24 protein-coding genes and 5 tRNA genes are annotated in these 24,738 nt (G+C 66.9%); 3 read left to right on the top strand and 26 right to left on the bottom strand.

Annotation, left to right across the window (positions count from 1 at the left end):
- The 16 genes from secF to ASC66_RS17185 form a co-directional block, all read right to left on the bottom strand.
- The gene (gene secF, locus ASC66_RS17260) at window positions 1-1,017 is read right to left on the bottom strand and encodes a protein translocase subunit SecF (protein WP_055842653.1); all 1,017 of its coding nucleotides are present in this window, start codon (window positions 1,015-1,017) and stop codon (window positions 1-3) included.
- Complete coding sequence (secD, locus tag ASC66_RS17255) at window positions 1,017-2,756, bottom strand: protein translocase subunit SecD (RefSeq protein ID WP_055842650.1); 1,740 nt, start codon at window positions 2,754-2,756, stop codon at window positions 1,017-1,019. Before secD ends, secF begins: the two co-directional genes overlap by 1 nt.
- A gap of 66 nt (window positions 2,757-2,822) precedes the next feature.
- Entirely contained in the window at window positions 2,823-3,230 is a 408-nt protein-coding gene (gene yajC / locus ASC66_RS17250; RefSeq protein ID WP_055842647.1) for a preprotein translocase subunit YajC, read from the bottom strand.
- Between the two features lie 75 nt (window positions 3,231-3,305).
- Window positions 3,306-4,349: a Holliday junction branch migration DNA helicase RuvB gene (gene ruvB / locus ASC66_RS17245; RefSeq protein ID WP_082492479.1), complete on the bottom strand. Its 1,044-nt coding sequence runs from the start codon at window positions 4,347-4,349 to the stop codon at window positions 3,306-3,308.
- A complete protein-coding gene (ruvA, locus tag ASC66_RS17240) occupies window positions 4,346-4,972 on the bottom strand; it encodes a Holliday junction branch migration protein RuvA (RefSeq protein ID WP_055842644.1) in 627 nt (208 codons plus the stop codon). Before ruvA ends, ruvB begins: the two co-directional genes overlap by 4 nt.
- Window positions 4,969-5,571 carry a crossover junction endodeoxyribonuclease RuvC gene (gene ruvC / locus ASC66_RS17235; RefSeq protein WP_055842640.1) on the bottom strand — a complete coding sequence of 201 codons (603 nt, stop codon included), beginning with the start codon at window positions 5,569-5,571 and terminating at the stop codon, window positions 4,969-4,971. Before ruvC ends, ruvA begins: the two co-directional genes overlap by 4 nt.
- Before the next feature lie 4 nt (window positions 5,572-5,575).
- On the bottom strand, window positions 5,576-6,334 hold the full coding sequence (locus ASC66_RS17230; RefSeq protein WP_055842637.1) for a YebC/PmpR family DNA-binding transcriptional regulator: 759 nt from the start codon (window positions 6,332-6,334) through the stop codon (window positions 5,576-5,578).
- Window positions 6,335-6,404: 70 nt separating this feature from the next.
- Complete coding sequence (locus ASC66_RS17225) at window positions 6,405-6,929, bottom strand: DUF1697 domain-containing protein (RefSeq protein ID WP_055842634.1); 525 nt, start codon at window positions 6,927-6,929, stop codon at window positions 6,405-6,407.
- Window positions 6,926-7,519: a pyridoxal 5'-phosphate synthase glutaminase subunit PdxT gene (pdxT, locus tag ASC66_RS17220; RefSeq protein WP_055842632.1), complete on the bottom strand. Its 594-nt coding sequence runs from the start codon at window positions 7,517-7,519 to the stop codon at window positions 6,926-6,928. Before pdxT ends, ASC66_RS17225 begins: the two co-directional genes overlap by 4 nt.
- 32 nt (window positions 7,520-7,551) lie before the next feature.
- Window positions 7,552-8,454, bottom strand: coding sequence for a pyridoxal 5'-phosphate synthase lyase subunit PdxS (pdxS, locus tag ASC66_RS17215; RefSeq protein WP_055842629.1), 903 nt, complete (start codon window positions 8,452-8,454; stop codon window positions 7,552-7,554).
- A gap of 43 nt (window positions 8,455-8,497) precedes the next feature.
- On the bottom strand, window positions 8,498-9,064 hold the full coding sequence (locus tag ASC66_RS17210; protein ID WP_055842626.1) for an HIT family protein: 567 nt from the start codon (window positions 9,062-9,064) through the stop codon (window positions 8,498-8,500).
- A 1-nt stretch (window position 9,065) separates the two neighbouring features.
- Window positions 9,066-11,006 carry a threonine--tRNA ligase gene (gene thrS / locus ASC66_RS17205; protein WP_235497001.1) on the bottom strand — a complete coding sequence of 647 codons (1,941 nt, stop codon included), beginning with the start codon at window positions 11,004-11,006 and terminating at the stop codon, window positions 9,066-9,068.
- 210 nt (window positions 11,007-11,216) lie between these two features.
- Window positions 11,217-11,288, bottom strand: a tRNA-Gly gene (locus ASC66_RS17200).
- A 71-nt stretch (window positions 11,289-11,359) separates the two neighbouring features.
- Window positions 11,360-11,434 (bottom strand) — tRNA-Val (locus ASC66_RS17195).
- 48 nt (window positions 11,435-11,482) lie between these two features.
- Window positions 11,483-11,553: transfer RNA gene (locus tag ASC66_RS17190), tRNA-Cys, on the bottom strand.
- A gap of 52 nt (window positions 11,554-11,605) precedes the next feature.
- Window positions 11,606-11,677, bottom strand: a tRNA-Gly gene (locus tag ASC66_RS17185).
- Window positions 11,678-11,882: 205 nt separating this feature from the next.
- Between ASC66_RS17185 and ASC66_RS17180 the strand changes: the two genes are divergently transcribed.
- A tRNA-Val gene (locus ASC66_RS17180) sits at window positions 11,883-11,955 on the top strand.
- A gap of 58 nt (window positions 11,956-12,013) precedes the next feature.
- On the opposite strand, the gene ASC66_RS17175 is transcribed toward ASC66_RS17180, so the two are convergent.
- The 9 genes from ASC66_RS17175 to zapE all read right to left on the bottom strand — a co-directional run bounded on the left by ASC66_RS17175 (window position 12,014) and on the right by zapE (window position 21,932).
- Window positions 12,014-12,211, bottom strand: a complete 198-nt coding sequence (locus ASC66_RS17175; RefSeq protein ID WP_055842620.1) for a hypothetical protein — start codon at window positions 12,209-12,211, stop codon at window positions 12,014-12,016.
- A 91-nt stretch (window positions 12,212-12,302) separates the two neighbouring features.
- Window positions 12,303-13,937, bottom strand: a complete 1,635-nt coding sequence (locus ASC66_RS17170; protein WP_157509844.1) for a DUF5671 domain-containing protein — start codon at window positions 13,935-13,937, stop codon at window positions 12,303-12,305.
- Complete coding sequence (locus tag ASC66_RS17165; RefSeq protein ID WP_055842614.1) at window positions 13,937-14,398, bottom strand: LpqB family beta-propeller domain-containing protein; 462 nt, start codon at window positions 14,396-14,398, stop codon at window positions 13,937-13,939. Before ASC66_RS17165 ends, ASC66_RS17170 begins: the two co-directional genes overlap by 1 nt.
- A gap of 99 nt (window positions 14,399-14,497) precedes the next feature.
- Window positions 14,498-15,484, bottom strand: coding sequence for an aldo/keto reductase (locus ASC66_RS17160; RefSeq protein ID WP_055842611.1), 987 nt, complete (start codon window positions 15,482-15,484; stop codon window positions 14,498-14,500).
- A gap of 64 nt (window positions 15,485-15,548) precedes the next feature.
- On the bottom strand, window positions 15,549-16,202 hold the full coding sequence (locus ASC66_RS17155) for an SOS response-associated peptidase (protein ID WP_082492478.1): 654 nt from the start codon (window positions 16,200-16,202) through the stop codon (window positions 15,549-15,551).
- Between the two features lie 72 nt (window positions 16,203-16,274).
- The gene (locus ASC66_RS17150) at window positions 16,275-17,696 is read right to left on the bottom strand and encodes an HNH endonuclease signature motif containing protein (RefSeq protein WP_082492477.1); all 1,422 of its coding nucleotides are present in this window, start codon (window positions 17,694-17,696) and stop codon (window positions 16,275-16,277) included.
- A gap of 522 nt (window positions 17,697-18,218) precedes the next feature.
- Window positions 18,219-19,271, bottom strand: coding sequence for an ammonium transporter (locus tag ASC66_RS17145; protein ID WP_055842605.1), 1,053 nt, complete (start codon window positions 19,269-19,271; stop codon window positions 18,219-18,221).
- Between the two features lie 224 nt (window positions 19,272-19,495).
- Window positions 19,496-20,716: an ammonium transporter gene (locus ASC66_RS17140; RefSeq protein ID WP_055842602.1), complete on the bottom strand. Its 1,221-nt coding sequence runs from the start codon at window positions 20,714-20,716 to the stop codon at window positions 19,496-19,498.
- A gap of 175 nt (window positions 20,717-20,891) precedes the next feature.
- Complete coding sequence (zapE, locus tag ASC66_RS17135; protein ID WP_055842599.1) at window positions 20,892-21,932, bottom strand: cell division protein ZapE; 1,041 nt, start codon at window positions 21,930-21,932, stop codon at window positions 20,892-20,894.
- A 174-nt stretch (window positions 21,933-22,106) separates the two neighbouring features.
- Between zapE and ASC66_RS17130 the strand changes: the two genes are divergently transcribed.
- Together ASC66_RS17130 and ASC66_RS17125 are read left to right on the top strand one after the other, a co-directional pair.
- Complete coding sequence (locus ASC66_RS17130) at window positions 22,107-23,024, top strand: sulfurtransferase (RefSeq protein WP_055842596.1); 918 nt, start codon at window positions 22,107-22,109, stop codon at window positions 23,022-23,024.
- A gap of 5 nt (window positions 23,025-23,029) precedes the next feature.
- Window positions 23,030-23,497 carry a SufE family protein gene (locus ASC66_RS17125; protein ID WP_055842593.1) on the top strand — a complete coding sequence of 156 codons (468 nt, stop codon included), beginning with the start codon at window positions 23,030-23,032 and terminating at the stop codon, window positions 23,495-23,497.
- On the opposite strand, the gene ASC66_RS17120 is transcribed toward ASC66_RS17125, so the two are convergent.
- Window positions 23,469-24,680 carry an alpha/beta hydrolase gene (locus tag ASC66_RS17120; protein WP_055842589.1) on the bottom strand — a complete coding sequence of 404 codons (1,212 nt, stop codon included), beginning with the start codon at window positions 24,678-24,680 and terminating at the stop codon, window positions 23,469-23,471. The two genes, ASC66_RS17125 and ASC66_RS17120, sit on opposite strands and share 29 nt — an antisense overlap.
- Window positions 24,681-24,738 lie beyond the last annotated feature (58 nt).

The following is a 24,738-nucleotide window of genomic DNA, read 5'->3' as shown; positions in this document are numbered from 1 at the left end:
CTACGCCGTGACGGCTTCGGCGGCGGCCGAAGCGGCAGCCTTCTCGCGGGCCGCGAGAACCGACTTGTCGTGGCGCACGACCTCTTTCTCGCCCTGACGGAACTGCACGTACATCGGCGCCGCGAGGAACACGGTCGACCACGTGCCGACCAGGATGCCGATGAACAGCGCGAGCGAGATGTCTCGCAGGGTGTCTGCGCCGAGCACGAACGATCCGATGAAGAGAATCGCGGCGACGGGCAGCACGGCGACGACGCTGGTGTTGATCGATCGCACCAGTGTCTGGTTGACGGCGAGGTTGGTCGACTCCGCGAAGGTGTGCTTCGACTTCACCGCATCTTCCGTCGTGTTCTCGCGGATCTTGTCGAACACCACGACGGTGTCATAGAGCGAGTACGCGAGGATCGTCAGGATACCGATGACGGCAGCCGGCGTGATCTCGAAGTCCGTCGCGGCGTAGACACCGACGGTGATCACGAGGTCGACGAGCAGGGCGGCGATGGCGGCAAGCGACATCTTCCACGTGCGGAAGTAGAGCGCCATGCCGACCGCTGCCAGAAGCAGGAAGACGACGAGGCCCTGGATTGTCTGTCGTGTGACGTCGGCGCCCCACACTGGACCGATGAAGGAGGAGGTGACCTCCGACTCCGGCACGGAGTAGGCGTCGGCGAGGGCGGTGGCGACCTCACGGTTCTCGGCCTGGCTCAGCTGGTCGGTCTGCACCCGCACGCCGGAGTCGCCGACGGTGGTGACGCGGGCGACGGCATCCGGAACCACGGAGGCGACGGCCTCAATGGCCGGCTCCTGGGTGGCGTTCTCGACACTCGTGACGACGAACTGCGAGCCGCCACGGAACTCGATGCCGAAGTTGAAGCCGCCCTTGGCGATCGGGATGGCGATCGCGAGCAGGACGAGCAGGCCGATGATGAAGTACCAGATGTTGCGCTTGCCGACGAAGTCGAAGGAGCGCTTACCGGTGTAGAGGTCGTTTCCGAAGGTAGCCAGTCGGTTGGCCATCAGGATTCCTTGCCTTCCGTGGTCTTGGTTCCGGTGCTCGCCGCGGCCAGCTCTGCGGCCTTGCGCTCGGCGATCGTCTGGCGCCGCTCGGCTTCCTTGGCGCTGGATGCCGCCTTCTTCGAGTCCACGGCTGCGGTGGGCTTCCGGAACTCCGCACGTCCTCGGTAGATCGCACCGAGTGCCTGCGGGTCGAGCCCGCTCCACGGGTGGCCGCTCGAGAAGAACTTCGTGCGCGAGAGCAGCTGAAGCATCGGGTGCGTGAACAGGATCACGATGATCACGTCGATGATCGTTGTGACACCGAGCGTGTACGCGAAGCCACGCACGTTGCCGACCGCGATGAGGAACAACACGATGGCGGCGAGCAGGTTCGTCGCCTTGGAGGCGAAGATCGTGCGCACGGCGCGCTTCCACCCGGCCTCGACGGCGGAGGTGAGGATTCGACCCTCACGCAACTCGTCTCGAACGCGTTCGAAGTAGACGATGAAGGAGTCCGCCGTGAAACCGATGGCGACGATCAGACCGGCGACACCGGCCAGCGAGAGCCGGTAGCCCTCGCGCCACGACAGGATCGTGATCACGATGTAGGTCATGATGCCGGCGACGATGAGCGAGGCGATGGTGACCATGCCGAGGAGTCGGTATTGGAACAGCGTGTAGATGACCACGAGCAGCAGACCGATCAGACCCGCGATCATTCCGCTCTGCAGCTGCGAGCTTCCAAGCGTCGGCGAGATGGTCTCAGAGCTCTGCACGGTGAAGCTGATCGGCAGGGCGCCGAATTTGAGCTGGTCGGCGAGAGCCTTGGAACTCTCCTCGGTGAACTGACCGGAGATGGATGGCCGTCCGTCGGTGATGACGCCGTTCATTGACGGGGCCGAGAGTACCTGGCCGTCGATCACGAAGGCGAACTGGTCGAGCGGAGGAGTCGCCTTCAGACCGAACAGACGCGTGCTGACCTCGGCGAAGTCCTTGGTGCCCTGGTCGTCGAAGACGAGGTTGACGACCCAGCGGCCCGTCGTTGCACCGGACTGCGTGGTCTCCATGCCCGCTGAGGCATCGGAGATGTTCGCGCCCTCGACCTCGACCGGGCCGAGGATGTACTTGACCGTGCCGTCGACGTCGCAGGTGACGAGCGGCTCGTCGGCCGGCGCGGCGTTCGCGGTGGCGGCCTCCGTCGACGCGCAGTCGAAGCTCTCGAACTCTGCCTGCAGTGCCGGGGTGACCCAGTTCAGGTCGCTGCCGTTGCTCGGCGTGACGCTCGGAGTCGTCTCCAGCGCGGGGTCGGGCGTGGCGCTCGGCTCCGGTGTGGCAGTCGACTCGCCGTCGATCGACGCGTTGGTCGGCGCACCGGCGACGAGCACCGGTCGCAGTTCCAGCTTGGCCGAGGACTGGATCCGGTTGCGCGTCTCGTCGTCGAGCTCGCCCGGGATCGCCACGACGATGTTCTGTCCACCCTGGGTGTTGATCTCCGCCTCGGAGACACCGGAGGCGTCAACGCGCTGACGGATGATCGTCACGGCCTGGTCGAGCTGCTCCTGCGAGACGGTCTGACCGCTCTCCAGCTTGGGCGCGAGAATGATCTGCGTTCCGCCCTCGAGGTCGAGTGCAAGCTTGGGCGTCCACGAACCACCGCCCCAGATGACGCCTGCTGCATTGATGGCGAACAGGCCAACGATGATGACGGCAAGCCAGGTGAGGGAACGCCAGGCTTTCTTGACCGGGGTCGACTTTGCCACCGCGGAACTCAGCTTTCTACGTTCGTGCCCACGCCTTCATCGGCGTGGGCACGGAAAACGGACTATTTAGTCGTTCGACTTCTTGTCGGTCGAGCCATCGGCATCGCCGGGCTCCGTGCCGGGCTCTGAGCCGGCACCCTCGATGCGCTCACCGAACTCGGGAGCGGCGTCGTCGATCGCGGAATCCGCTGCATCCGGGATGGCCACAACCTCGACGGGGGTGACGACACGGGCGATCGTCTGGCGGTGCAGTGCCAGAACGGTGCCGGGAGTCGACTCGAGGAGAACCTCGTTCTCCTCCTCGTCGATCGAGAGGATGGTTCCGTAGAGGCCGGAGTTGGTCATGACCTTGGCACCGGGAACGACCTGGGTCTGCAGCTCTGCTGCATCCTTCTGGCGCTTGCGGCTGTTGCGGAACATGAAGAAGATGAGCACCGCGAGAACGGCGAGCATGATCATTGTCAACGGATCCATAAAGTTGGAGAACCTTCCGATTTGCGGCTGGACTACCGCAGCTGTCTAGTGCGGTGCATGGTGAGCCAGCTTGAATTATAGGTCATCCAGCAGTGTCCCAGCCGACGCCGGGTGCAGGCCGAAGTGCTGCCATGCATCCGGGGTGGCGACACGCCCCCGCGGGGTGCGGGTCAAGAGTCCGATGCGCACCAGAAATGGCTCCACGACCGCCTCGATCGTCTCGCTCTCCTCGCCAACGGAGACGGCGAGCGTGTTGAGGCCGACCGGTCCACCGTTGAAGCGCGTGAGGATGATCTGCATCACGGCGCGGTCGAGACGGTCGAGGCCGAGGGCATCGACGTCGTAGAGCTCGAGTGCCGCGCGGACGGAGTGAATGTCGGCCCTGCCGTTTCCTGAGTAGACGAGTGCGTAGTCGCGCACGCGGCGCAGCAGACGGTTCGCGATTCGCGGGGTTCCCCGGCACCGGCCGGCGATCTCCGCCAGGGCCTCACGGTCGATGTCCAGGCCGAGCAGGGATGCCGCGCGGGTGAGCACCTGCTCGAGCTCGTCGTCGGCGTAGAACTCGAGGTGCGCCGTGAAGCCGAAGCGGTCCCGCAGCGGGTTCGGCAGGAGTCCTGCCCTGGTCGTGGCACCGACGAGGGTGAATGGGGCCAATTCGAGTGGCACCGAGGTAGCGCCTGCGCCTTTGCCGACCATGATGTCGATGCGGAAGTCTTCCATGGCGAGGTAGAGCATCTCCTCCGCGGAGCGCGCCATCCGGTGGATCTCGTCGATGAAGAGCACCTCGCCGGGAACGAGCGAGCTGAGCACGGCGGCCAGGTCCCCTGCGTGCTGAATCGCCGGGCCGCTCGCCATCCGCAACGGACGGTTGCCCTCGTGGGCGACGATCATCGCGAGAGTCGTCTTTCCCAGGCCGGGCGGGCCCGCGAAGAGGATGTGGTCTGGCGTGCGCCCCTGCATGGTCGCAGCCGTGAGCAGCAGTTGCAGCTGGCCACGCACCTTGACCTGCCCGACGAACTCGGTCAGCGAGGCCGGGCGCAGCGCACCCTCGAACGCAAGCTCGGCGTCCGATTCGAGCTCCGGTGCGAGCAGTTCCGTCGGGGTGTCGTCGTAGTTCACGAGCGGCCGCCGATCGTGTGCTGGGCCGGGCCGAGTCGACCGAGTGCGAGCCTCAGCAGCACGGCAACGGATGCCTTGTCTGCGTCGCCGGCCTCCGCCAGCGTCTCGTCAACGGCCTGAACGGCGATCTTCTCCGACCAGCCGAGGCCGACGAGCGCGGCGAGGACGCTCTCGCCGACGGCGCTCGGGGCGACCCTGGCCACGTTCGGGGCGCTGGCCGCTGTGACGGCAAGCTTGCCGGTCAGCGAGAGGACGATGAGTTTCGCGGTCTTCGGTCCGATGCCGCTGACCTTGCGGAACGCCGCATCGTCGTCATCCGCGACGGCGCGGGCGACCTGGTCGGGGCTCAGCACGGCGAGCACGCCGAGACCGGACTTCGGGCCGACGCCCGTCACTCCGGTGAGCAGTTCGAACACGGCGAGCTCGTCAGCGCTGTCGAAACCGTAGAGCGTCAGGGCGTCCTCACGCACGACGAGGGTCGTGTGCAGGCGCAGCTCCTGCCCGATGCGGGCGGACAGGGCCGTCGCGGGCGTGACGTTGATCGCGAGCCCGACTCCCCCGACCTCGACGACGACGGTTGAACCGAGAGCAGAGAGCACGAGGCCACGAACGGAAGAGATCACCGCTTAAGACTACGGGGGGCCACCGACATGCGAGTGCCGGACTCGGCGGCGCGCCACGCCTTTTGCGCTGGCGTGAGCCCGTCCGGCTGGCCGGGCGCGCTCGGCAGGGTGCCACCGCTTACGCCCGTGCGCCAGGCGTGGCAGATCGCGATGGCGAGTGCGTCGGCGGCGTCCGCGGGCTTGGGTGGCGCGGCGAGCTTCAGGATGCGGGTCACCATCGCGCCGACCTGGGCCTTGTCTGCCGCGCCGTAGCCCGTGATCGAGGCCTTGACCTCGCTCGGCGTGTGTAGGCCGACGGCGAGGCCACGCTGAGCGGAGAGGAAGAGGGCGACGCCGCTGATCTGGGCCGTGCCCATCACCGTGCTCAGGTTGTGCTGGGCGAAGACGCGCTCCAGCGCGACCGCGTCCGGCTGGTGCCGGTCGAGCAGCTCGGCAAGCCCGGTCGCGACGGTGAGCAGGCGCTTCTCGATCGGATCGCCCGGCGAGGAGCGGATGACGCTCACATCGACCAGGCGGGCCGTGCGATTGGGCTCGACATCGACGACTCCGACACCGCAACGGGTGAGGCCGGGATCGATGCCGAGCACACGCACGGCCATCGCTTTACTCAGCCTCGAGCTCTGCCTGGACCTCGGGGGTCAGATCGAAGTTGCTGTAGATGTTCTGCACGTCGTCGAGGTCCTCGAGCGCGTCGATGACCTTGAAGACCTTGCGGGCCGTCTCGGCGTCGACCTCGATCTTGAGCGACGGCACGAAGGCGGAGTCGGCGGAGTCGTAGTCGATCCCGGCCTCCTGCAGGGCGACGCGGGCGGCGACCATGTCGCTCGGATCCGTCAGGATCTCGAAGGTCTCGCCCTCGTCGTTGACTTCCTCAGCACCGGCGTCGAGCACGGCGTCCAGGATGGCGTCCTCGGTGAGGTCGGCCGTCTTGGAGACGACGATGACGCCCTTGCGGTGGAAGTTGTACGCGACGCTGCCCGGGTCACCCATGGTGCCGCCGTTGCGGCTGACCGCGGTGCGCACCTCGGCCGCGGCACGGTTCTTGTTGTCGGTCAGACACTCGATCAGCAGGGCGACGCCGTTTGCGGCGTAGCCCTCGTACATGATCGTCGTGTAGTCGACGGACTCGCCGCTGAGGCCGGCACCACGCTTGACGGCGCGGTCGATGTTGTCGTTGGGGACCGAGGTCTTCTTCGCCTTCTGGATGGCGTCGACGAGTGTCGGGTTGCCCGAGAGGTCTGCACCGCCCATCTTGGCGGCGACTTCGATGTTCTTGATCAGCTTGGCGAAGGCCTTCGCACGGCGGGAATCCGTGATGGCCTTCTTGTGCTTGGTCGTTGCCCACTTGGAATGCCCGGACATGAGTCTCCTGTTTTACTCGCTGAAATCTGCCTTGACAGTCTAGAACAGCACTGCGCCCCCGCCCGATAACTCAGGCGAGCTTCATCAACGTTCGCAGATTCCGGTTGGTGGTTGACGAGCGAAAGCGTGCCTTCGCGGTGAGCTTGCTGAACGCGCTGTTGACGCCGACCTCGCGGCGGCAGTGCCAGTAGAGAACGCCGTTCCCCTCGACGACGATCTCGTCGGCGGGGTCGAGCGTCGGCGCTGCGGCCAGCAGCTCGGCCAGCGAGGCCGCGTCCGAGCTGAAGAGGACGTATGGATGCCAGCCGTCCAGCTGAGCGTCGAACGGGAACCGTTCGATAACGCTCTGCACCCGGCTGAGCGGCTCGAGCACGATCCAGGCGTCGTAACCGAATCTCTCGGTGAGCGCCGTCTCGATGCGGAGCTTCAGCGCCGCGTCATCCGGTGCATCGGCATCGAAGACGACATTGCCGCTGGCCAGCACCGTGCGCACGTTCTCGAAGCCCAGAGTCCGGAACAGCTCAGCGAGATCGGCGGACTTGATGGAGATGCCGCCGACATTCACCCCGCGCAGGAGTGCGACGAATCGAGTCATGCAGCGAGTGTACGCGCGCGCACCTTGCTCAAGAAGTACTCGTGGAAGCGGTGCTCCCCCGTGATCTCGGGGTGGAAGCTGGTGCCGAGCAGATTGCCCTGCTCGACGGCGACGACGCGGCCGTCGGCGAGGGTTGCGAGGGGCCGCGCGTTCCGGCCGACGGATTCGACGACAGGGCCACGGATGAAGACGGCGTGCACGGGCACCTCGCCGAGCTCCGGGATGTCGAGATCGGTCTCGAATGACTGCGTCTGCGAGCCGAAGGCGTTCCGGCGCACGACGACGTCGAGGCCACCCAGGCTCTGCTGGCCCGCGATCGCATCGAGCACGGAGTCGGCGAGCATGATCAGGCCGGCGCAGGTGCCGTAGACCGGCAGTCCGTCGCGGATGCGCTCGCGCAGCGGATCGGCGAGGCCGAAGGTGCGCGCGAGTTTGTCCATCACGCTCGACTCGCCACCCGGAATCACCAGGCCGTCGATGGCGGCCAGTTCGTCCGGGCGTCGAACGAGGGTGACGTCGGCCCCCAGGGTGCGCAGAACACTCGCGTGTTCGCGGAAATCACCCTGGAGGGCCAGAACGCCAACGGTCATTTCGGCAGGCTCAATGCAAGCACGGCTGCGAGTTACCAGCCGCGCTCGGCGAGACGGTGCGGTGCGGGCAGGTCGGAGACGTTGATGCCGACCATGGCCTCGCCCAGGCCCCGCGACACCTCGGCGATGACCTTGGCGTCGTCGAAGAAGGTGACCGCCTTGACGACGGCCGCTGCGCGCTGAGCCGGGTTGCCCGACTTGAAGATGCCGGAGCCGACGAACACGCCGTCAGCACCGAGCTGCATCATCATGGCGGCATCCGCGGGGGTGGCGACGCCACCGGCGGTGAACAGCACGACGGGGAGCTTGCCGGTCTCGGCGATCTCGGCGACGAGCGCGTACGGCGCCTGCAGCTCCTTGGCCGCGACGTAGAGCTCGTCCTTGCTCATCGAGCTGAGCTGGGCGATCTCGCTCTTGATCTTGCGGATGTGCTTGGTCGCCTCAGAGACGTCGCCGGTGCCGGCCTCGCCCTTCGAGCGGATCATCGCAGCGCCCTCGTTGATGCGGCGGAGTGCCTCACCGAGGTTGGTCGCTCCACAGACGAAGGGAACGTTGTAGCCCCACTTGTCGATGTGGTTGACGTAGTCGGCCGGGCTCAGCACCTCGGACTCGTCGATGTAGTCGACCTCGAGTGCCTCAAGCACCTGGGCCTCGACGAAGTGGCCGATGCGGGCCTTGGCCATCACGGGGATGGAGACCTCGGCCTTGATGGCCTCGATCAGGTCGGGGTCGCTCATGCGGGCGACGCCGCCCTGCGAACGGATGTCGGCGGGCACGCGCTCGAGAGCCATGACGGCTACGGCGCCGGCATCCTCTGCGATACGGGCCTGCTCTGCGGTGACGACGTCCATGATGACGCCGCCCTTGAGCATCTCGGCGAGGCCGCGCTTGACGCGGCTGGAACCGAACTGCTCGGTAGAAGTGCTCTCAGTCATGCTGTTAATCCTATTCGGCTGTGAGGGTGGGACTGTGCAGGGGTTACGAAGTGTGAGCGGACGGCCAGCCGTCGGCGACTTCTTTGCGCACATCGCCGAGCAGGCGCGGAAGCGCCTTGGTGCCGGCGATGATCGGGAAGAAGTTCGCGTCGAGCGCCCAGCGCGGCACGATGTGCTGGTGCAGGTGCTCTGCGATGCCTGCTCCGGCGATGCGGCCTTGATTCATGCCGATGTTAAAGCCGTCGCAGTGTGAGACCTCGGTGAGCACGCGCATCGCGATCTGGGTCAGCTCGCCGATCTCGGCGACCTCTTCCGGCGTCGCCTGGTCATAGGTGGCGATGTGACGGTAGGGGCAGATCAAGAGGTGCCCGCTGTTGTACGGGTACAGGTTGAGCAGGACGTAGGCGTGCGTGCCGCGCGCGACGATCAGCGCCTTCTCATCGTCCATCGACGGGGCCAGGCAGAACGGGCAGTCGTCCTTGTGCGGCTGCTGCCCGTCCTGGATGTAGACCATGCGGTGCGGGGTCCAGAGGCGCTGGAACGCGTCGGGGACAGCGGCGAAGTCCGCACTGTTCTCGACCTCTGGCACGTCTGGCCCTGCATCCGTCATGTTAGATCTGACCCTGCGTCGTGACCTGGGCGCGGCTGTCGATCGCCGCGCGGATGCGGGCGATGGCGTCCGCGACCGGGACACCGTTCTCTTGCGTGCCGTCGCGGAAGCGGAAGCTGACGCTGCCGTTGTCGCGGTCTTCCTCGCCGACGATGAGCTGGAAGGGAACCTTGGCCATGGTGTGGTTGCGGATCTTCTTCTGCATGCGCTCATCGGAGAGGTCGAGCTCAGCGCGCACGCCGGCCTTTTTGAGCTGGTCGATGACGTCGCCCAGGAACTCGGCGTACTGCTCGGCGACGGGGATGCCGACGACCTGCACGGGCGAGAGCCAGACCGGGAACGCGCCGGCGTAGTGCTCGGTGAGCACGCCGAAGAAGCGCTCGATCGAGCCGAACAGCGCACGGTGGATCATGACGGGCCGCTGACGGCTGCCGTCCGGCGCCGTGTACTCGAGCTCGAAGCGCTCCGGCAGGTTGAAGTCGAGCTGGATCGTCGACATCTGCCAGGTGCGGCCGATGGCGTCGCGCGCCTGCACCGAGATCTTGGGGCCGTAGAAGGCGGCTCCGCCCGGGTCGGGAACGAGTTCGAGGCCGGATGCCGCGCCGACCTCTGCCAGGGTCGCCGTCGCCTCTTCCCAGGCGTCGTCGCTGCCGACGAACTTCTCCGGGTCCTTGGTGCTGAGCTCGAGGTAGAAGTCGTCGAGACCGTAGTCCTTCAGCAGGTCGAGCACGAAGTTGAGGGTGCTGGTGAGCTCCTCGCGCATCTTCTCGCGCGTCGTGTAGATGTGGGCGTCGTCCTGAGTCATGCCCCGCACCCGGGTGAGACCGTGCACGTTGCCGGACTTCTCGTAGCGGTAGACGCTCCCGAACTCGAACAGGCGCAGCGGCAGGTCACGGTAGGAGCGCGCGCTGGACCGGTAGATCAAGTTGTGCATCGGGCAGTTCATGGGCTTCAGGTAGTAGTCCTGGCCCTCGCGGTGCACGGTGCCGTCCTCGCCGATCTCGGCGTCGATGTGCATCGGCGGGTACATGCCGTCGCGGTACCAGTCGAGGTGTCCGGAAACCTCGTACAGCTTGCCCTTGGTGATGTGCGGGGTGTTGACGAAGGAGTAGCCCTCCTCAACATGGCGGGTGCGCGAGTAGTTCTCCATCTCGGCGCGGATGATGCCGCCCTTGGGGTGGAAGACGGGCAGGCCGCTGCCGAGCTCCTCCGGGAAGCTGAACAGGTCCAGCTCCGCTCCGAGCTTGCGGTGGTCGCGCTTGGCTGCCTCCTCGAGGCGCTCCTTGTACGCGCGCAGCTCGTCCTTGCTCGGCCACGCCGTGCCGAAGATGCGCTGCAGCTGCTTGTTCTTCTCCGAGCCGCGCCAGTAAGCGGCGGCGACGCGCATGAGTGAGTGCCCCTCGCCGATCAAGCGGGTGCTGGGCAGGTGCGGGCCGCGGCAGAGGTCGCTCCAGAGCGTCTCCCCCGTCTTCGGGTCCACGTTGTCGTAGATCGTGAGCTCTGCGCCACCGACCTCGACGTTCTCGTTGTCCGCGCCCAGCTCGCTGGTTGAGCCTGTCGAAACCCCGCCCTTGAGCCCGATGAGCTCGAGCTTGTACGGCTCGTCGGCGAGTTCTGCGCGCGCCTCATCGTCGGTCACGACCCGGCGCACGAAACGCTGGCCCTGACGGATGATGCGGCTCATGGCCTTCTCGATGGCCTTGAAATCGTCGATGCTGAAGGGTTCAGCGACGTCGAAGTCGTAGTAGAAGCCGTCGTTCACGGGAGGGCCGATGCCGAGCTTGGCCTCCGGGTTGATCGTCTGCACGGCCTGGGCGAGCACGTGGGCCGCCGAGTGGCGCAGGATGTTCAGACCATCGGGCGAATCGATCGTCACCGGCTCGACGACGTCGGTGGTCGTAGTCTGCGTGGCGAGGTCTTTCAGCTCACCGTTGACGCGCATCGCGACAACGGACCGGTCGGTGAAAAGCTCGAAGCCGTCAGCCACCTTCATCCACTCCCAAAATTGATTGATTTCCGCGAATGCGCGGACTTCATCAACTTTAGCGTTGCCAGCGCGGCGGCGTTGTCGCGCCAGTACTCCCCCGGCGCAGAATGGCCGGATACGCAGAAAGGCCCGCCAGTTCCCTGGCGGGCCTTTCTTGTGAATCTGAGCGGATGACGAGATTCGAACTCGCGACCCTAACCTTGGCAAGGTTATGCGCTACCACTGCGCCACATCCGCATTGTGTTGCTGTGTAGATGATACGACTCTACGCTTCAAGCAAAAACCCCCGGAGGTCCGGGGGTTTCACTTGGTGGGCGATACTGGGATCGAACCAGTGACCTCTTCCGTGTCAGGGAAGCGCGCTACCGCTGCGCCAATCGCCCATTTCTGGGGTGCTGCTGGGGGGTGTACTGCAAGTGTGGAGTGCTACGAGGTGGCGACGGGATTCGAACCCGTGTGGACGGCTTTGCAGGCCGCTGCCTCGCCTCTCGGCCACGCCACCATTGTGGGTTCCCCACCTGTGTTACCGAAACTGGCTTGCTCGGTTTCACTCGAGCGGATGACGAGATTCGAACTCGCGACCCTCACCTTGGCAAGGTGATGCGCTACCACTGCGCCACATCCGCATTTCTTTCGCCGCATTTCTGCGACGTCCAAAACTCTAACCGATGGATCTCTGGATCACCAAACCGGCGAAACCCGGGCGTGTTCGATCCCCCTCCGGATCGGCCGAGATCCGCCCCGAAACGCCGTGACCGATCGTCGATGTGCATTGCGACATCTGGGTCGGCTAGTATCGGTAATCGCGATCACCACACAGGTGAAAGCACTGGGCGATTGGCGCAGTTGGTAGCGCGCTTCCTTCACACGGAAGAGGTCATCGGTTCGAGTCCGGTATCGCCCACAGACAAAACCCCCGGCTCAGCCGGGGGTTTTCTGTTTCCCCCGCAGCGCGCGCCGGCCTAGCCGCCCAGCGCGTCGATTGCGGTCTGCAGCTCCCAGTATTCGCCGAGCGCAACCCAGCGCCGGTGCCGGACGTTGAGGCGGCGTGCACGGTATCGGATGCCGTCACGGGCGTCGATCGCGTCAACGTACCCGGCGAGCTCGCCACCCCGCGTGACCTTCCAGAGGCGCTCATGAACGGGGATGACGGTGACCATGCTGGGGACGAGCCTACGACGCCACTCTGACAGGGTCGAATGGCGTGGCCTGCCCACCACACGTCCTGCCCACCACACCTATCGCTCGACGTCACTCGGCCAGTGGCACGAGCTGCACCGCTCCGTCCGCTCCGGTGATGACGAGCAGCCGTGCTGCAGTGACGCCGTTCAGCGCCTCGCTGAGGCGCTCATCGGCGTGGTTCGGCACCTCCGCGGGCGACTCCCCCGGCGCAGCGGCGCGCACCCAGGTGGTGACGCTGGCTCCGGTGAGCTGCTCGATCAGCTGCCGCTGCCCCGTCGATGCGGCATCGGTCACCAGGATCACCTCGCCGATCGTGCGCTCACGGACGGGGGTTGTGAGGGCGACCGCTGCTCGATCACGCCGCCAGACGCTGAAGTGGTAGCCGAACACCGCCGCCGTCGCGATCAGCAGCCCGAGCGGGGCGCGCACCTGCTCGATCAGGCTCGTGCCCGTCGTGGAGTCGAGTGCGAACACGAACACCCCGTAGCCGACGATCAGGAGCGCGATCAGGGCGACGATGGCGCTGACGCCGAACACGGCCACCAGGTAGACGCGGCGCGAGGTGTCGCGCCGGTCCGCATCGGAGACCGGGTCTGCCGGCTTCCAGGCGAACCACCAGACCACACCGCCGACGAGGAACGCGCTCAGACCGCCGAGTAACAGGGTACGCGGGTCCGAACCCGCGATCGAGGTGCTGAGCGTCGCGAGCAGGGCGTTGATGATGACGCCGATCCCGGACGCCGTTGCGGCCATGCCGACCCCGGCCACAACGACGCTGCTCGCCCGCTGCACGCCGCCGGTGCGTTCCCGCGTGACCAGCCAGTGGTAGCGCCACACGACGGCACCGATGAGCGCGGCCGCGACCGCGTCGCCGAGCGGCTCGGTGATAACGGCGATCGGCTCGAGGCGGTCGAAGGCGAGACGGAGGGCAACGAACACGCTCATCCAGATCCCGCTGAGTGACAGGAGGCTGGCCCCGAGCACTCCCACCCAGATCAGGGCGACGGAGGCGAGCCCGCCAGTCACCCGCGACGCGCCGCCGCGCACCCAGTGCAACCACCACACCGCACCGCCGACGATGAACCAGAGCACCCCCGTGGTCATCGGGGAGAACACGCTCTCCCCGACCAGCACCAGGGCGCTCGCGCCGCGGATCGCGCTGTTCAGCAGCGCACCGAGCGCGCTCACGGCACCGCTGCTTGCCGCTATGAGGCCGTACACGCCGCCGAGAACCACGGGGACGGTGGCCAGACGCAGCGGTCGCCTGTCGTGCCGCGACATCGCGAGATGGGCAAGCCAGATCCCGAACCAGACCAGGGCGGTCGCGAACCGGGCGGGGTCCCATGCACCGCGGATCACCGAGTTCGCGGCATCCACCGTCGCCACGCTGAAGACAATGAGCGACACGACGTACATGCCGCTGAGGTAGAGCCCCCACGACAGCGCGGCGCGCTCCGTCCCCTCGTCGAGCCGGCGCCAGAGCCACCACCACAGCAGGGCGGCGAGGGGCGCACCGATCACCGTGAAGGCGAGCGACTGCGCGAGATCGGAGCTTCCGCCGCGGACGATCTCTGAGCCGGAGTCGAGGACGCGCCCGAGCACGCCGGAGATGCCCATGCCGGCGACCGTGACGAGCACGAAGAGCAGCACATACGCGATCACGCGGCGAACCGTGTGCTGTGCCGAGCCAGTCGTGTCAGCCATCAGTAGACCGCCGATGCTGCGCAGATCGCGAGCGGCCATGGCACCGCGGTGATCACCCATGCATCGTCGCTCTTCACGAGCGAGAACGACTCGGTGCTCTCGGACGACGATGAGCCGAACAATCCGCCCTCATAGCTGGTGACGAACGACACCGTCACGGTGGCCGATTCACCGCGATCGGTGCTGTCGACCAGCGCCACGCGCAGATTCTCGGTGTACACGCTGTCGAAGCCGTCGCACTGTTCGCGCACCTCCGGCGCGAGGTAGTTGAGGGCTGCCTCAGTGTCGCCGTCGATCACCGCAGCCGAGTAGCCCTGAACGACGCCCTCAGGCGTATCGGGGTCGAGTGCCGTCGGAGCGCCACGCGTGAACACGACGACCACGGCGATGATGACGAGTGCGGCGATCGCGATCAGGATGACGAGCAGGGTGCGGTCCGGCCTCCGCGCAGGTGGGTTCATAGTGCACATCATGGCGGTCATGCCCAGCTTGGCTCCGGATTGCGGTGCGGCGCGCCGGTCGGACGCGCCCGCGCGCCCGACCGGCGGATCGGCAGATCGTCACAGCCCGACTGCGCGCATCCCTGCTTCGTCGTAGCGGTTGCCTGCGACGCCGATGCGCTCGACCAGCAGGTTCAAGCCGTCGATGTCATCCGCCGAGAGAGCCACAGCGGTGGCGCCGGCGTTTTCGTCGATCCGCTCGCGCCGTCTGGTGCCCGGAATCGGCACAATGAACGACTGCTGGGCGAGCAACCAGGCGAGCGCGACCTGAGCGGGCGTTGCACCGCGCTGCGCGGCGAGGGCACGCACCTCATCGACGAGCGCCTGGTTGGCGGCGAGGTTCTCCGGTGCGAAGCGGGGAACGCGCGCGCGAATCTCCCCTGCGCCGAAGCTGGCACCGGCGTCGACCGTTCCGGTGAGAAAGCCCTTGCCGAGCGGGCTGAACGGTACGAAACCGATGCCCAGCTCCGCGCAGGCTGGAAGTACCTCGGCCTCTGGATCGCGCGTCCACAGCGAGTATTCGCTCTGAACGGCCGTCACGGGGAACACGGCGTGCGCACGACGGATCGTGCTCGCAGCGGCCTCGGAGAGGCCGAAGTGTTTGACCTTGCCCTCGCGCACCAGCTCGGCGACCGTGCCCGCGACATCCTCGATCGGGATCAACGGGTCGACGCGGTGCTGGTAGAACAGGTCGATCGTGTCGACTCCCAGGCGCCGGAGCGACGCATCGGCAACCGTGCGGATGTGCTCTGGCCTCGAGTCCGTGCCGCGGTTCGCGCCATCGACGATGTCGAAACCGAATTTCGTCGCCACGATGACCTCGTCGCGCAGCGGGGCGATGGCTTCACCCACCAGTTCCTCGTTGACGTATGGACCGTAGACCTCCGCAGTGTCGATAAATGTGGTCCCGCTCTCGATCGCGTAGCGGAGCACGCCGATCATGTCATCGCGGTCGCCCGGATTCGGCCCGTAACTCATCGACATCCCCATCGCGCCGAGCCCGATCGCCGACACCTCGAGTCCCTGTCCCAGTGTTCGCTTGTGCATTGCGTGTTCCCTTCGCTTCCTTCTCAGGATGCCGCGCGAGAGCGCCGCGCAACAGGTACTGTCGTTACCTTCCTTCGAGCTCATGCATCTGAACCCGCTGCGACGGTTCCTCTGAGGCCGCCAGCGCGGCATCCACGAGGGTCTGGTCGCCGGCGAGATCTGGGGCCAGCCAATCCGCGTACATCTCGGGCGGGATGATCAGCGGCATCCGGTCGTGGATCTCCTCGACGTGGCTCGCAGCCGGCCGAGTCACGATGGCGTAGGTGGGGAGCCAGCCGTCCGGCGTCGGGGCGGCGTCTGTGCGGTTGATGGTGTAGATCGCGCCGATGCTGAAGAGCTCTCCCCCGAGGTCGAAACGGCGGCCCTTCTCGAAGTAGTGCGTGACGGGGACGAGGGCACGGCGCGCCTTCGTCGGGCCGGCCCACACGCCCTTCAGCAGGTTCTCGCTGCGGGCATTGATTGTCGAGAATTTCGGGCGCTGGCCGCCGATCCACATCTGCCACCACGCCAGGTCAAGCTGACGCACCGGGTCGTCGCCGATGACGCGCTCGCGCACCAGCGGGTTGAGGTTGAGGGCGCGCGGCCCTGTCGGCTTCACGACCTCCGTTGCGTTCGCGGCCAGCCACTCGACAACGGCCGCATTGCGACCGCGTTCATCGAAGGCGAAGTGCTCGTCCAGTTCGTCTGGCGTGGTCTCAAGTCCGTAGCTCGCACACATGCGTTCAGGGTAGTCGCGCGCTCCGACGGCGGCCAGAACTCGGCGTGAGCTGGATCAGCTGCGAGAACACAATCAGAACGGCGGGGTGTCCGGGTATCGCATCCGGGTTTCGACAGGCTCAACCAGCGGGAGTGGCTCAACCGGCGGGGGCGGCGGCTCGTCCGGTGAACCCGGCGGGGGTCGTCGGCTGCCGGGCGGGGCCGGGTGGGTGTCGTAGGTGCGGCCGGCCGGGCTGGTCCAGCGGAGCACACCGTGGCCGAGTTGCATCACGCGCCAGCAGGAGTTGTGCTTGAGCCGGTGGTGCTTCTTGCAGAGCACCGCGAGATTGCACTCCTCGGTGAGCCCGTCGTGCTCGAAGGGGTGGGTGTGGTCGATCTCGCACCGCTCGGCTGTGCGGCTGCAGCCAGGGAAGCGGCAGATTTGGTCCCGATAGAGGATCCACCGGCGCAGCGCCTTCGTCATCGTGTACTTGGTCGGGTCCAGCTGGAGTGGGGTGTTGTCGACCGGGTCGACGAGGATCCGGTGCAAAGTGGGGGCGGCGGCGGCGAGGCGGCGGGCGGTGTCGGCGTCGATCGGTCCGTAGCCGTGCAGCTCGCTCGGCTCATCTGATTGGCCGATCAGGGTCGCGTACGGGATCGTCAGCTTCGGCACGGCCACGAAGACCTCGGGGCGAGAGAACGCCAGCCCCGGCATCCGCGACCGCTGTGTGCCCTCCGCGCTGCTGGAGGGCGGTGTCGGCGGGAGCAGCAGCAGTTCGGCGGCGATGTCCGCCTCCAACTGGGCGTGCGTTCCCGGGCTGAGCGCCGCCTCCGTGTCGGCGAGGTGAGCCGTGTCGAGCGCCTCGGCTTGGGCGTGGTCGGCGAGGTGGCTGATCCGTTCCGCGATCGCGATGGCCTTCTCCGCCTCCAGGTGCAGGTGCAGCCACGCCATGCCGTCCGCGGCGGGTTCGAACCAGAGCCGCCGCTCGGTGCGGCCCTGCGCCGCCCGCAGGGTGAGAGAGTCCGGGTGGAGGCGTTCTCGGAGCCGGGCCGCCGTGCGGCGGAACGCCGTCGGGGTCTGTGTCGCCGCGTTCAGCAGTGCTTCGGCTTCGAAGCGGGCGTGGAGCTCCGGCGGCAGGGAGATGGCTTGGGCGAGGATCTCGCGGACGTGGCGTTGCCCGACCGTGCCGGCCGCGAGAGCGGTGAGCGACTTGGTGAAGACGGTGCCGAGTTGCTTGGCCTCGTAGATCAGCCCGGTCATGGTGCGCTCGTGGACGCGGAGGACGAGGGCGAGCTCGGCCGTGATGCTGCGGAGGGCGAACTCTTCCTCGATGCGGCGGGTCCGGCCCATGGGGTCGGCGGTGGCGACGGCGTGGGAGCGGGCGGTTTCGATGACGCGGTACTGCTCCGCTTGGACGGCTCCGGCTTGGGCGACGCCCGAAGCCAGCCCGGTGAGGCACTGGGTGATGACCGGGTCGGTGGCCGATCCGGGAAGCTGCACCACTGCTTCGCTCATGCATGAAGCGTCTCACCGACCACCGACACGGACTGCTGCAAACGGGGTCGGTATCAGGGGTTATCCACAGAAGGAGTGGACCGTGACCCAACCGTGATCAAGTGGTTTCGACAGGCTCAACCAACGGGGTGTTCGGGGTTTCGACAGGCTCAACCAGCGGAGTGTGGGGTGGTGTCAGGGCTTCGGTCGCTGGCGCTCCCTCAAGGCAGCGTGGGCAGGGGCGGGGAGTTCGGGCGTGTCAGGGCATCGGACGCTGGTGCTCCCTCAAGCCAGCGTCGGAGAGAGGCGAGTCCGGCGGTATCAGGGTTTCGACAGGCTCAACCAGCGGAGTGTTCGGGGGGTGTCAGGGCTTCGGTCGCTGGCGCTCCCTCAAGCCAGCGTGGGAGCGGGCGGAGTGTTGGGTGGTGTCAGGGCTTCGGTCGCTGGCGCTCCCTCAAGCCAGCTTGGGGCTCGAAGCGTGTCCGGCGGGTGGGTTTCGACAGGCTCACCCAGCGGAGTGTTTGGCGGTGTCAGGGGCGTGGGCTATCCCACGGGCTCCGGGCGCTCACGCGACCACCCGGCGCTCACCATCACTCGCCCGACGGCGAGGGCGACCAGGCCCGCGACGAGGAAGGCGAACCCGGCGACCACCGCGATCGAGAACAGCTGGGTGCCCAGCTGCGCCCAACTGCCCGTGATGAGGCCGCCGACGCCGTCGCCGAGGATGCCGATGAAGACGCAGCCGAGCGCGGCAGCGCTGAGCTGGGTGAGCAGCAGGCCGAGCACGGAGCCGCGGGGACCGGCGAGTGCTGCCGCCACCGCCCCGGCGGCGAGCCCGAGCATGCAGGCCCAGAACGGAGAGAGCACATCGGCGGCCGGCGTCACCGCGACGAGCCCGGCGAAGATGCCGCGCACGGCGCCGCCGATGCTCACACGGTGGTGACGGATGTGCTCGACGACGACCCAGGCGACGACGCCGCCGAGCGGTGCGAGCAGGGTGTTCACCGCGGCATCCACCGCGATCTGGTCAGGCACGGCCTCTGATCCGACCGTCAGCGCGAAGAAGCCCACCCAGAGCGGGATGATGGTGGCGACGGCACGACGCGGTGTAGCAACGGCGATGATCGGCCCGCGACTGCGTTGCACGAGCAGACAGGCCAGCCCGGCCGCGGCAGTGGAAATGAAGAGCATGCTGCTGCCACCGAAGTCGAGCAGGCCGAGCGAGGCCACGAGCCAGCCGTCGACCAGATTGAGCGTCCACGCCGAAATGGCCAGCTGCGCCACGAGCGCCCACACGAGGACGAAAGCGACCCACCCGAGTGTGCGCGCACGCGGCTCGCGCGGCAGGATCGGACTCAATTGCACGGCGGTGAGCGAGAAGAGCAACCCGTAGTAGACGCTCAGTGACAAGGAGGCGTCGGCACCGAGCACCGCGCGCGCACCGAAGAACAGCCACAGTAGGAGGAGTGCGGCGCTGGCGATGACGACGACGGGGAACTGAGGCCTGCGCAACCCGGCCAGCAGCCCGAGGCCGAGCCCGAGCACCGGGATCAGCGCCGAGAAGGCGAGGACGAAACCGGCATCGTCGTAGTTCACGGGGTCCTCTCGAAGCGCAGGGCGCGTATCAGCCGACCCCCGCAGACAACCATATCGGGGGCGCCGTGCATAGCCGGCGACACAGACGGGCGACACAGACGAAGGGGCAGTGCGGTGTGAATTCCTTCACACCAACACTGCCCCACCGCTCGGCTTCGCCGGTTCCAAACGACGCCGCCTGTAGTACGCGCTCAGCGCCTTCGCGCAGTTAGCCTGCGCTACTGCTATGCGTTGTTGAGCGCGTAACCCTCCTCGCCGTGCACGACGGTGTCGATGCCGGCAACTTCATCCTCGTTCTTGATACGGAAGCCGATGCTCTTCTCGATCGCGAAGCCCAGGGCGAGGGCGATGACGAAGGAGTAGACGAGAACGGCGCCGGCCGCGATGACCTGAACGGTGAGCTGTCCGAAGTCGCCACCGGTGAAGAGGCCGGTGTCGATGGCGAAGAATCCGAGGTACAGGGTTCCGATGATTCCACCGACGAGGTGGATGCCGACGACGTCGAGCGAGTCATCGAAGCCGAGCTTGAACTTGAGCTCGATGGCCAGGGCGCAGACGGCACCGGCGACGACACCGAGAACCAGGGCCCAACCGGGCTCGAGATTGGCGCAGGCCGGGGTGATGGCGACGAGACCGGCGACCGCACCGGATGCCGCACCGACCGAGGTGGCCTTGCCGTCCTTGAGCTTCTCGACGACCATCCAGCCGAGGATCGCGGCCGCGGTCGCACCCAGGGTGTTGACGACGATGAGGCCGACGTTCGCGAGGCCGTTCAGCCACTCGGCACCGGCGTTGAATCCGAACCAGCCGAACCAGAGGATCGCGGCACCCATGAGCACCAGCGGAACGTTGTGGGGCTTGGTGATGCCCTTCTGGAAGCCGACACGCTTGCCGAGGACCAGGGCGAGAGCGAGCGCTGCCGCACCGGCGTTGATGTGCACGGCGGTTCCACCGGCGTAGTCGATCACGTTGGGGAGGCCGAGCGTGGTGCCGAGCTCCATGATCCAGCCACCACCCCAGACCCAGGCCGCGACCGGGAAGTAGACGAGCGTCGCCCAGATGCCGGCGAAGATCATCCACGAACCGAACTTCGCCCGGTCAGCGATGGCACCGGAGATCAGCGCGACGGTGATGATGGCGAACGTCGCACCGAATGTCGCGCCGAGCAGATCGGTGTTCGCCGACTCACCGGTTGCGAGCGAGCTGAGGCCGAAGTCGGCGAAGGGGTTGCCCGCGAAGTCGCCGGGCGAGCTGACCGCGCTCATGCTGAATCCGTAGAGGATCCAGAGCACGCTGATCAGGCCGAGTGCTCCAAAGCTCATCATCATCATGCTGACGACGCTCTTGGCCTTGACCAGCCCGCCGTAGAAGAATGCGACGCCCGGCGTCATCAACAGCACGAGTGCCGTCGCTGTGATCGCCCAAGCAATGCTGCCTGTGTCCATGATTACACCTCTCGAAGTTTCCATCAGGGGTGTACCTGTCGAGAACCTCGGGGTGGAACCGTGCACTTCTCGGGTACGAGCCCAGAGTGGCCCTGCGAGATTTCGGCGAGAGTGCCGCTCGTGTTTCGGCGCCGTTACGAAAACGGGTGCCACGTAACGGGCATGTTTCGCGAACTCAGTCGTGCGGGGGCAGCTCGCCCGTCGTCAGGGCGATCAGGCGGGACATGGCGCGCTGGTACTTCTTGCGGTATCCGCCGCCCATCATGTCGTCGTCGAAGACCTCGCTGAGCGGGGTGCCGCTGGCAACGATGGGGATCTCGGCGTCGTACACACGGTCGATGAAGGCCACCAGGCGCAGCGCATCGGTCTGGTTGTGCAGCACGTGCGCGCCGCGGAGGCCGATCACGTCGACGCCGCGGATCATCTTGATGTACTTGGACGGGTGCACGGTGGCCAGGTGCTTCATGAGCTCGTCGAATCCGTCGTAGCTCACCGTGGTCCCGCGCCCAACCATCGTCGACACCATGTGCTCAAGTGCGGCGTCATCGACGGTGGTCGCGCGCCCCTCGACGTTGCGGCGGCGGTAGTCGAGACCGTCGATGCGCACCGTCTGGAAGTTCGATGACAGCGCCTGGATCTCGCGCAGGAAGTCCGATGCGGCGAAGCGACCCTCGCCGAGAGAGTTCGGCGGGGTGTTGGATGTCGCCGCCACCCGGGTTCCCGTCTCCATCAGCTCACCGAGCAGCCGCGTCATCAGCATGGTGTCGCCCGGGTCGTCCAGCTCGAACTCGTCGATGCAGATGAGCTTGGTCCCGCTCAGCAGCTTCACCGTCTCCGCGTAGCCGAGCGCGCCGACGAGGGCCGTGTACTCGATGAAGGTGCCGAAGTACTTGGGCCCGGGGGCGGCGTGCCAGAGCGAGGCCAAGAGGTGGGTCTTGCCGACGCCGAAGCCGCCGTCGAGGTAGATGCCGGGCAGAGCGGCCTTGGGCTTGCGGTTGCGCGAGAAGAATCCGCCCGGTCGCTGCGCCCGCCACACCCCGTTGAACTCCTGCAGCAGCTCGACAGCACCGGCCTGGGACGGGTAGTCGGCATCCGGTCGGTACGACTCGAACGACGCATGCTCGAACTGCGGCGGCGGCACGAGCCCACCCGCGATCTCGCTGCCCGTGATGCTCGGCGAACGATCGATCAGGCGAAGTGCTGTGGAACTCTGCATGCGTGCGCGTGCCGTTTCTGCTGTGGGAACCGCGTGGTCGTGTTGCGCAGCATTGCGGGAGGGCACGCTGGCTCACGCGAGGACGCGTAGATTCGAGGAAGTGGACTGGCAACCAGCCTAATCTGCTCCCCACCGACATTCCTCGCCCGATCGGGCGTAATTCAGGAGGCCAGCATGCCCGTCGAGAACGACACCACCGCGAAGTTCGCCGAGTACGCCCACCCCGAGCGGCTCGTGTCAACGGAATGGCTGGCCGCGCACCTCGGCTCCCCCGGCCTCGTCGTCGTCGAGAGCGACGAAGACGTGCTCCTCTATGAGACGGGGCACATCCCGGGCGCGGTCAAGATCGATTGGCACACCGACCTGAACGACCCCGTGCTGCGCGACTTCGTGCAGGGCGAGGAGTTCGCGCGCCTGCTCGGAGCGAAGGGCATCAGCCGCGACAGCACGATCGTGCTCTACGGCGACAAGAACAACTGGTGGGCGGCGTATGCGCTCTGGATCTTCACGCTCTTCGGCCACGAGGATGTGCGACTGCTCGACGGAGGCCGCGCGCTCTGGATCGCGGAAGGGCGCGAGCTCACGACGGAGACGCCGGCCCCGGCATCCGTCGACTACCCGGTGATCGAGCGCGACGACAGCACCCTGCGCGCGTTCAAGGAGGACGTGCTCGCGCACTTCGGCAACCCGCTCATCGATGTCCGTTCCGTCGAGGAGTACACGGGCGAGCGCACCGAGATTCCCGGATACCCGACCGAGGGCGCACTCCGCGCCGGGCACATCCCGAGCGCGGCGAGCGTTCCGTGGGCGCGAGCCGCCGCACCGGATGCCACCTTCAAGAGCCGCGCAGAACTCGATGCGATCTACAAGGACGAGGCAGGGCTGCGGGAGGGCGACGACGTGATCGCCTATTGCCGCATCGGCGAGCGATCCAGCCACACCTGGTTCGTGCTCACCCACCTGCTCGGCTTCGACGCTGTGCGCAACTACGACGGTTCCTGGACCGAATGGGGTAGCGCCGTGCGCGTGCCGATCGCCGTCGGTGAGGAGCGCGGAATCGCGCCGAGGGCCACGGGCACCGTGGGACAATAGTCCCGATGACTACCGCAGCGCCCTCCAGCACGGAACTCCCCGAGCAGCTCGCCGAGATCCGCGACGACTTCCTCGCCCTCGAACAGCGTGATCGCTTGCAGCTCCTGCTCGAGTTCTCCAACGAGCTGCCGGAACTGCCAGAGCGCTATCAGGATCACCCGGATCTGTTCGAGCGCGTCGAGGAATGCCAGTCCCCCGTCTTCCTCTTCGTCGAGATCGATGAGTCCGGCGCCGTTCAGCTCTATGCGACAGCGCCGCGGGAATCGCCGACAACGCGCGGCTTCGCATCGATCCTGGCGCAGGGGCTCTCCGGCCTCAGCCCGGAGCAGGTCCTCGCCGTTCCGGACGACTACCCGCAGACGCTCGGCCTGACCCAGGCCGTGTCGCCGCTGCGCATCCGGGGCATGACGGGGATGCTCGGGCGCACCAAGCGGCAGATCCGGATCAGGCTCGCGCCGACAACCACCGCCTGATCGCCCCGTTCCACCGCTCTGGATCGTAGTTCCAGAGCTTGGTGTGGCGGGCGACCGTGAATTCTTCGAAGGTGACGATGTCCGGTCGCGCAGCGGCCAGCGCCCGTGAGCCGGTGATCGGCACGTAGCCGTCGTCGTCGCTGTGCATGAGCAGGATCGGCAGCTCCAGGATCTCCGCCCGCACGGCCATGTCGAGGCGGGGGAAGTCGATCGCCTGCTCAAGCCCCGTGATCACGCGACCCCACCGGGAACCGATCGTGCTGATCACGGCGCCGTTGACCGCGGCAGGCAGCCCGTAGCCGGTTCCCTGGAAGTGCAGGATGTCGCTCCAGTCCACGGCCGGCGATTCCAGCACGATTCCGCTCACCAGATCGCGGTCCTCTGCCCGCAACGCCGCCTGCATCACGATGGCGCCGCCCATCGACCAGCCCATCAGCACGATCTCCGTTGCGCCGTGCTCGCGGGCGAAGCGCATCGCCGCTGCGACATCCTGCCATTCCGTGTCGCCGAGGCCGTAGCGACCGTCCCGACTCTCCGGCGCCTCGCCGTCATTGCGGTACGACACCAGGAGGCTGTGCATCCCGGCCTCATGGAACACCGGCACGGCCCGCAGGCATTCCTGTCTGCGCACGGCACGGCCGTGCACCTGGATCACCCAGCGCGTGCTGTCGCCGGATGCCGATACCCACCAGGCCGGCGCCGGGCCGAGCAGAGTGGGAATCGTGACGTTCTCGAACGGCAGCCCGAACTCCCAGGGGCCGAGGTAGTACCAGCCACTCCAGCGCCCGCCCTCTGCGCGGTTCAGCTCGCCGAAGTCGCGCTGCAGCAGTCGGCGCGTCACGGTCGTCTGGCCGCGGGAGAGGATCTCGCCGACACGGGCGTGCCCGCTCTGGCCGGAGAACCAGAGGCCGTAACGGCCATCGAGCACCGTGTCGGCGGTTGCACGCAGCACGATGGCTCGCACCGGCTCGTGCTCTCCGGCGACGATGATCGACTCGGTGCCGAGGATCGCGACGTCGTCCTTGCGCACGCGCGGGGGCGTCACGACCGTGCGGGCGAAGACGACGACGACGACCGCCATGGCGCCCCCGGCGATCATCGCGAGGCCGCCCACCGCGACGCCGATGAAGCCGAGCGCGCGTAACCACCGTGGTGTCGTGCGAACCGTTACCCGAGCGTTCATGCAATGCCCCCGTCAACCACGCCGTTCGGCGTGCCTCACCGACAGCGCCGTGAAAAAA

This window comes from Leifsonia sp. Root4, from assembly GCF_001425085.1.
GTDB lineage: Bacteria > Actinomycetota > Actinomycetes > Actinomycetales > Microbacteriaceae > Microterricola.
This window is presented reverse-complemented; position numbering and strand designations above follow the sequence as displayed.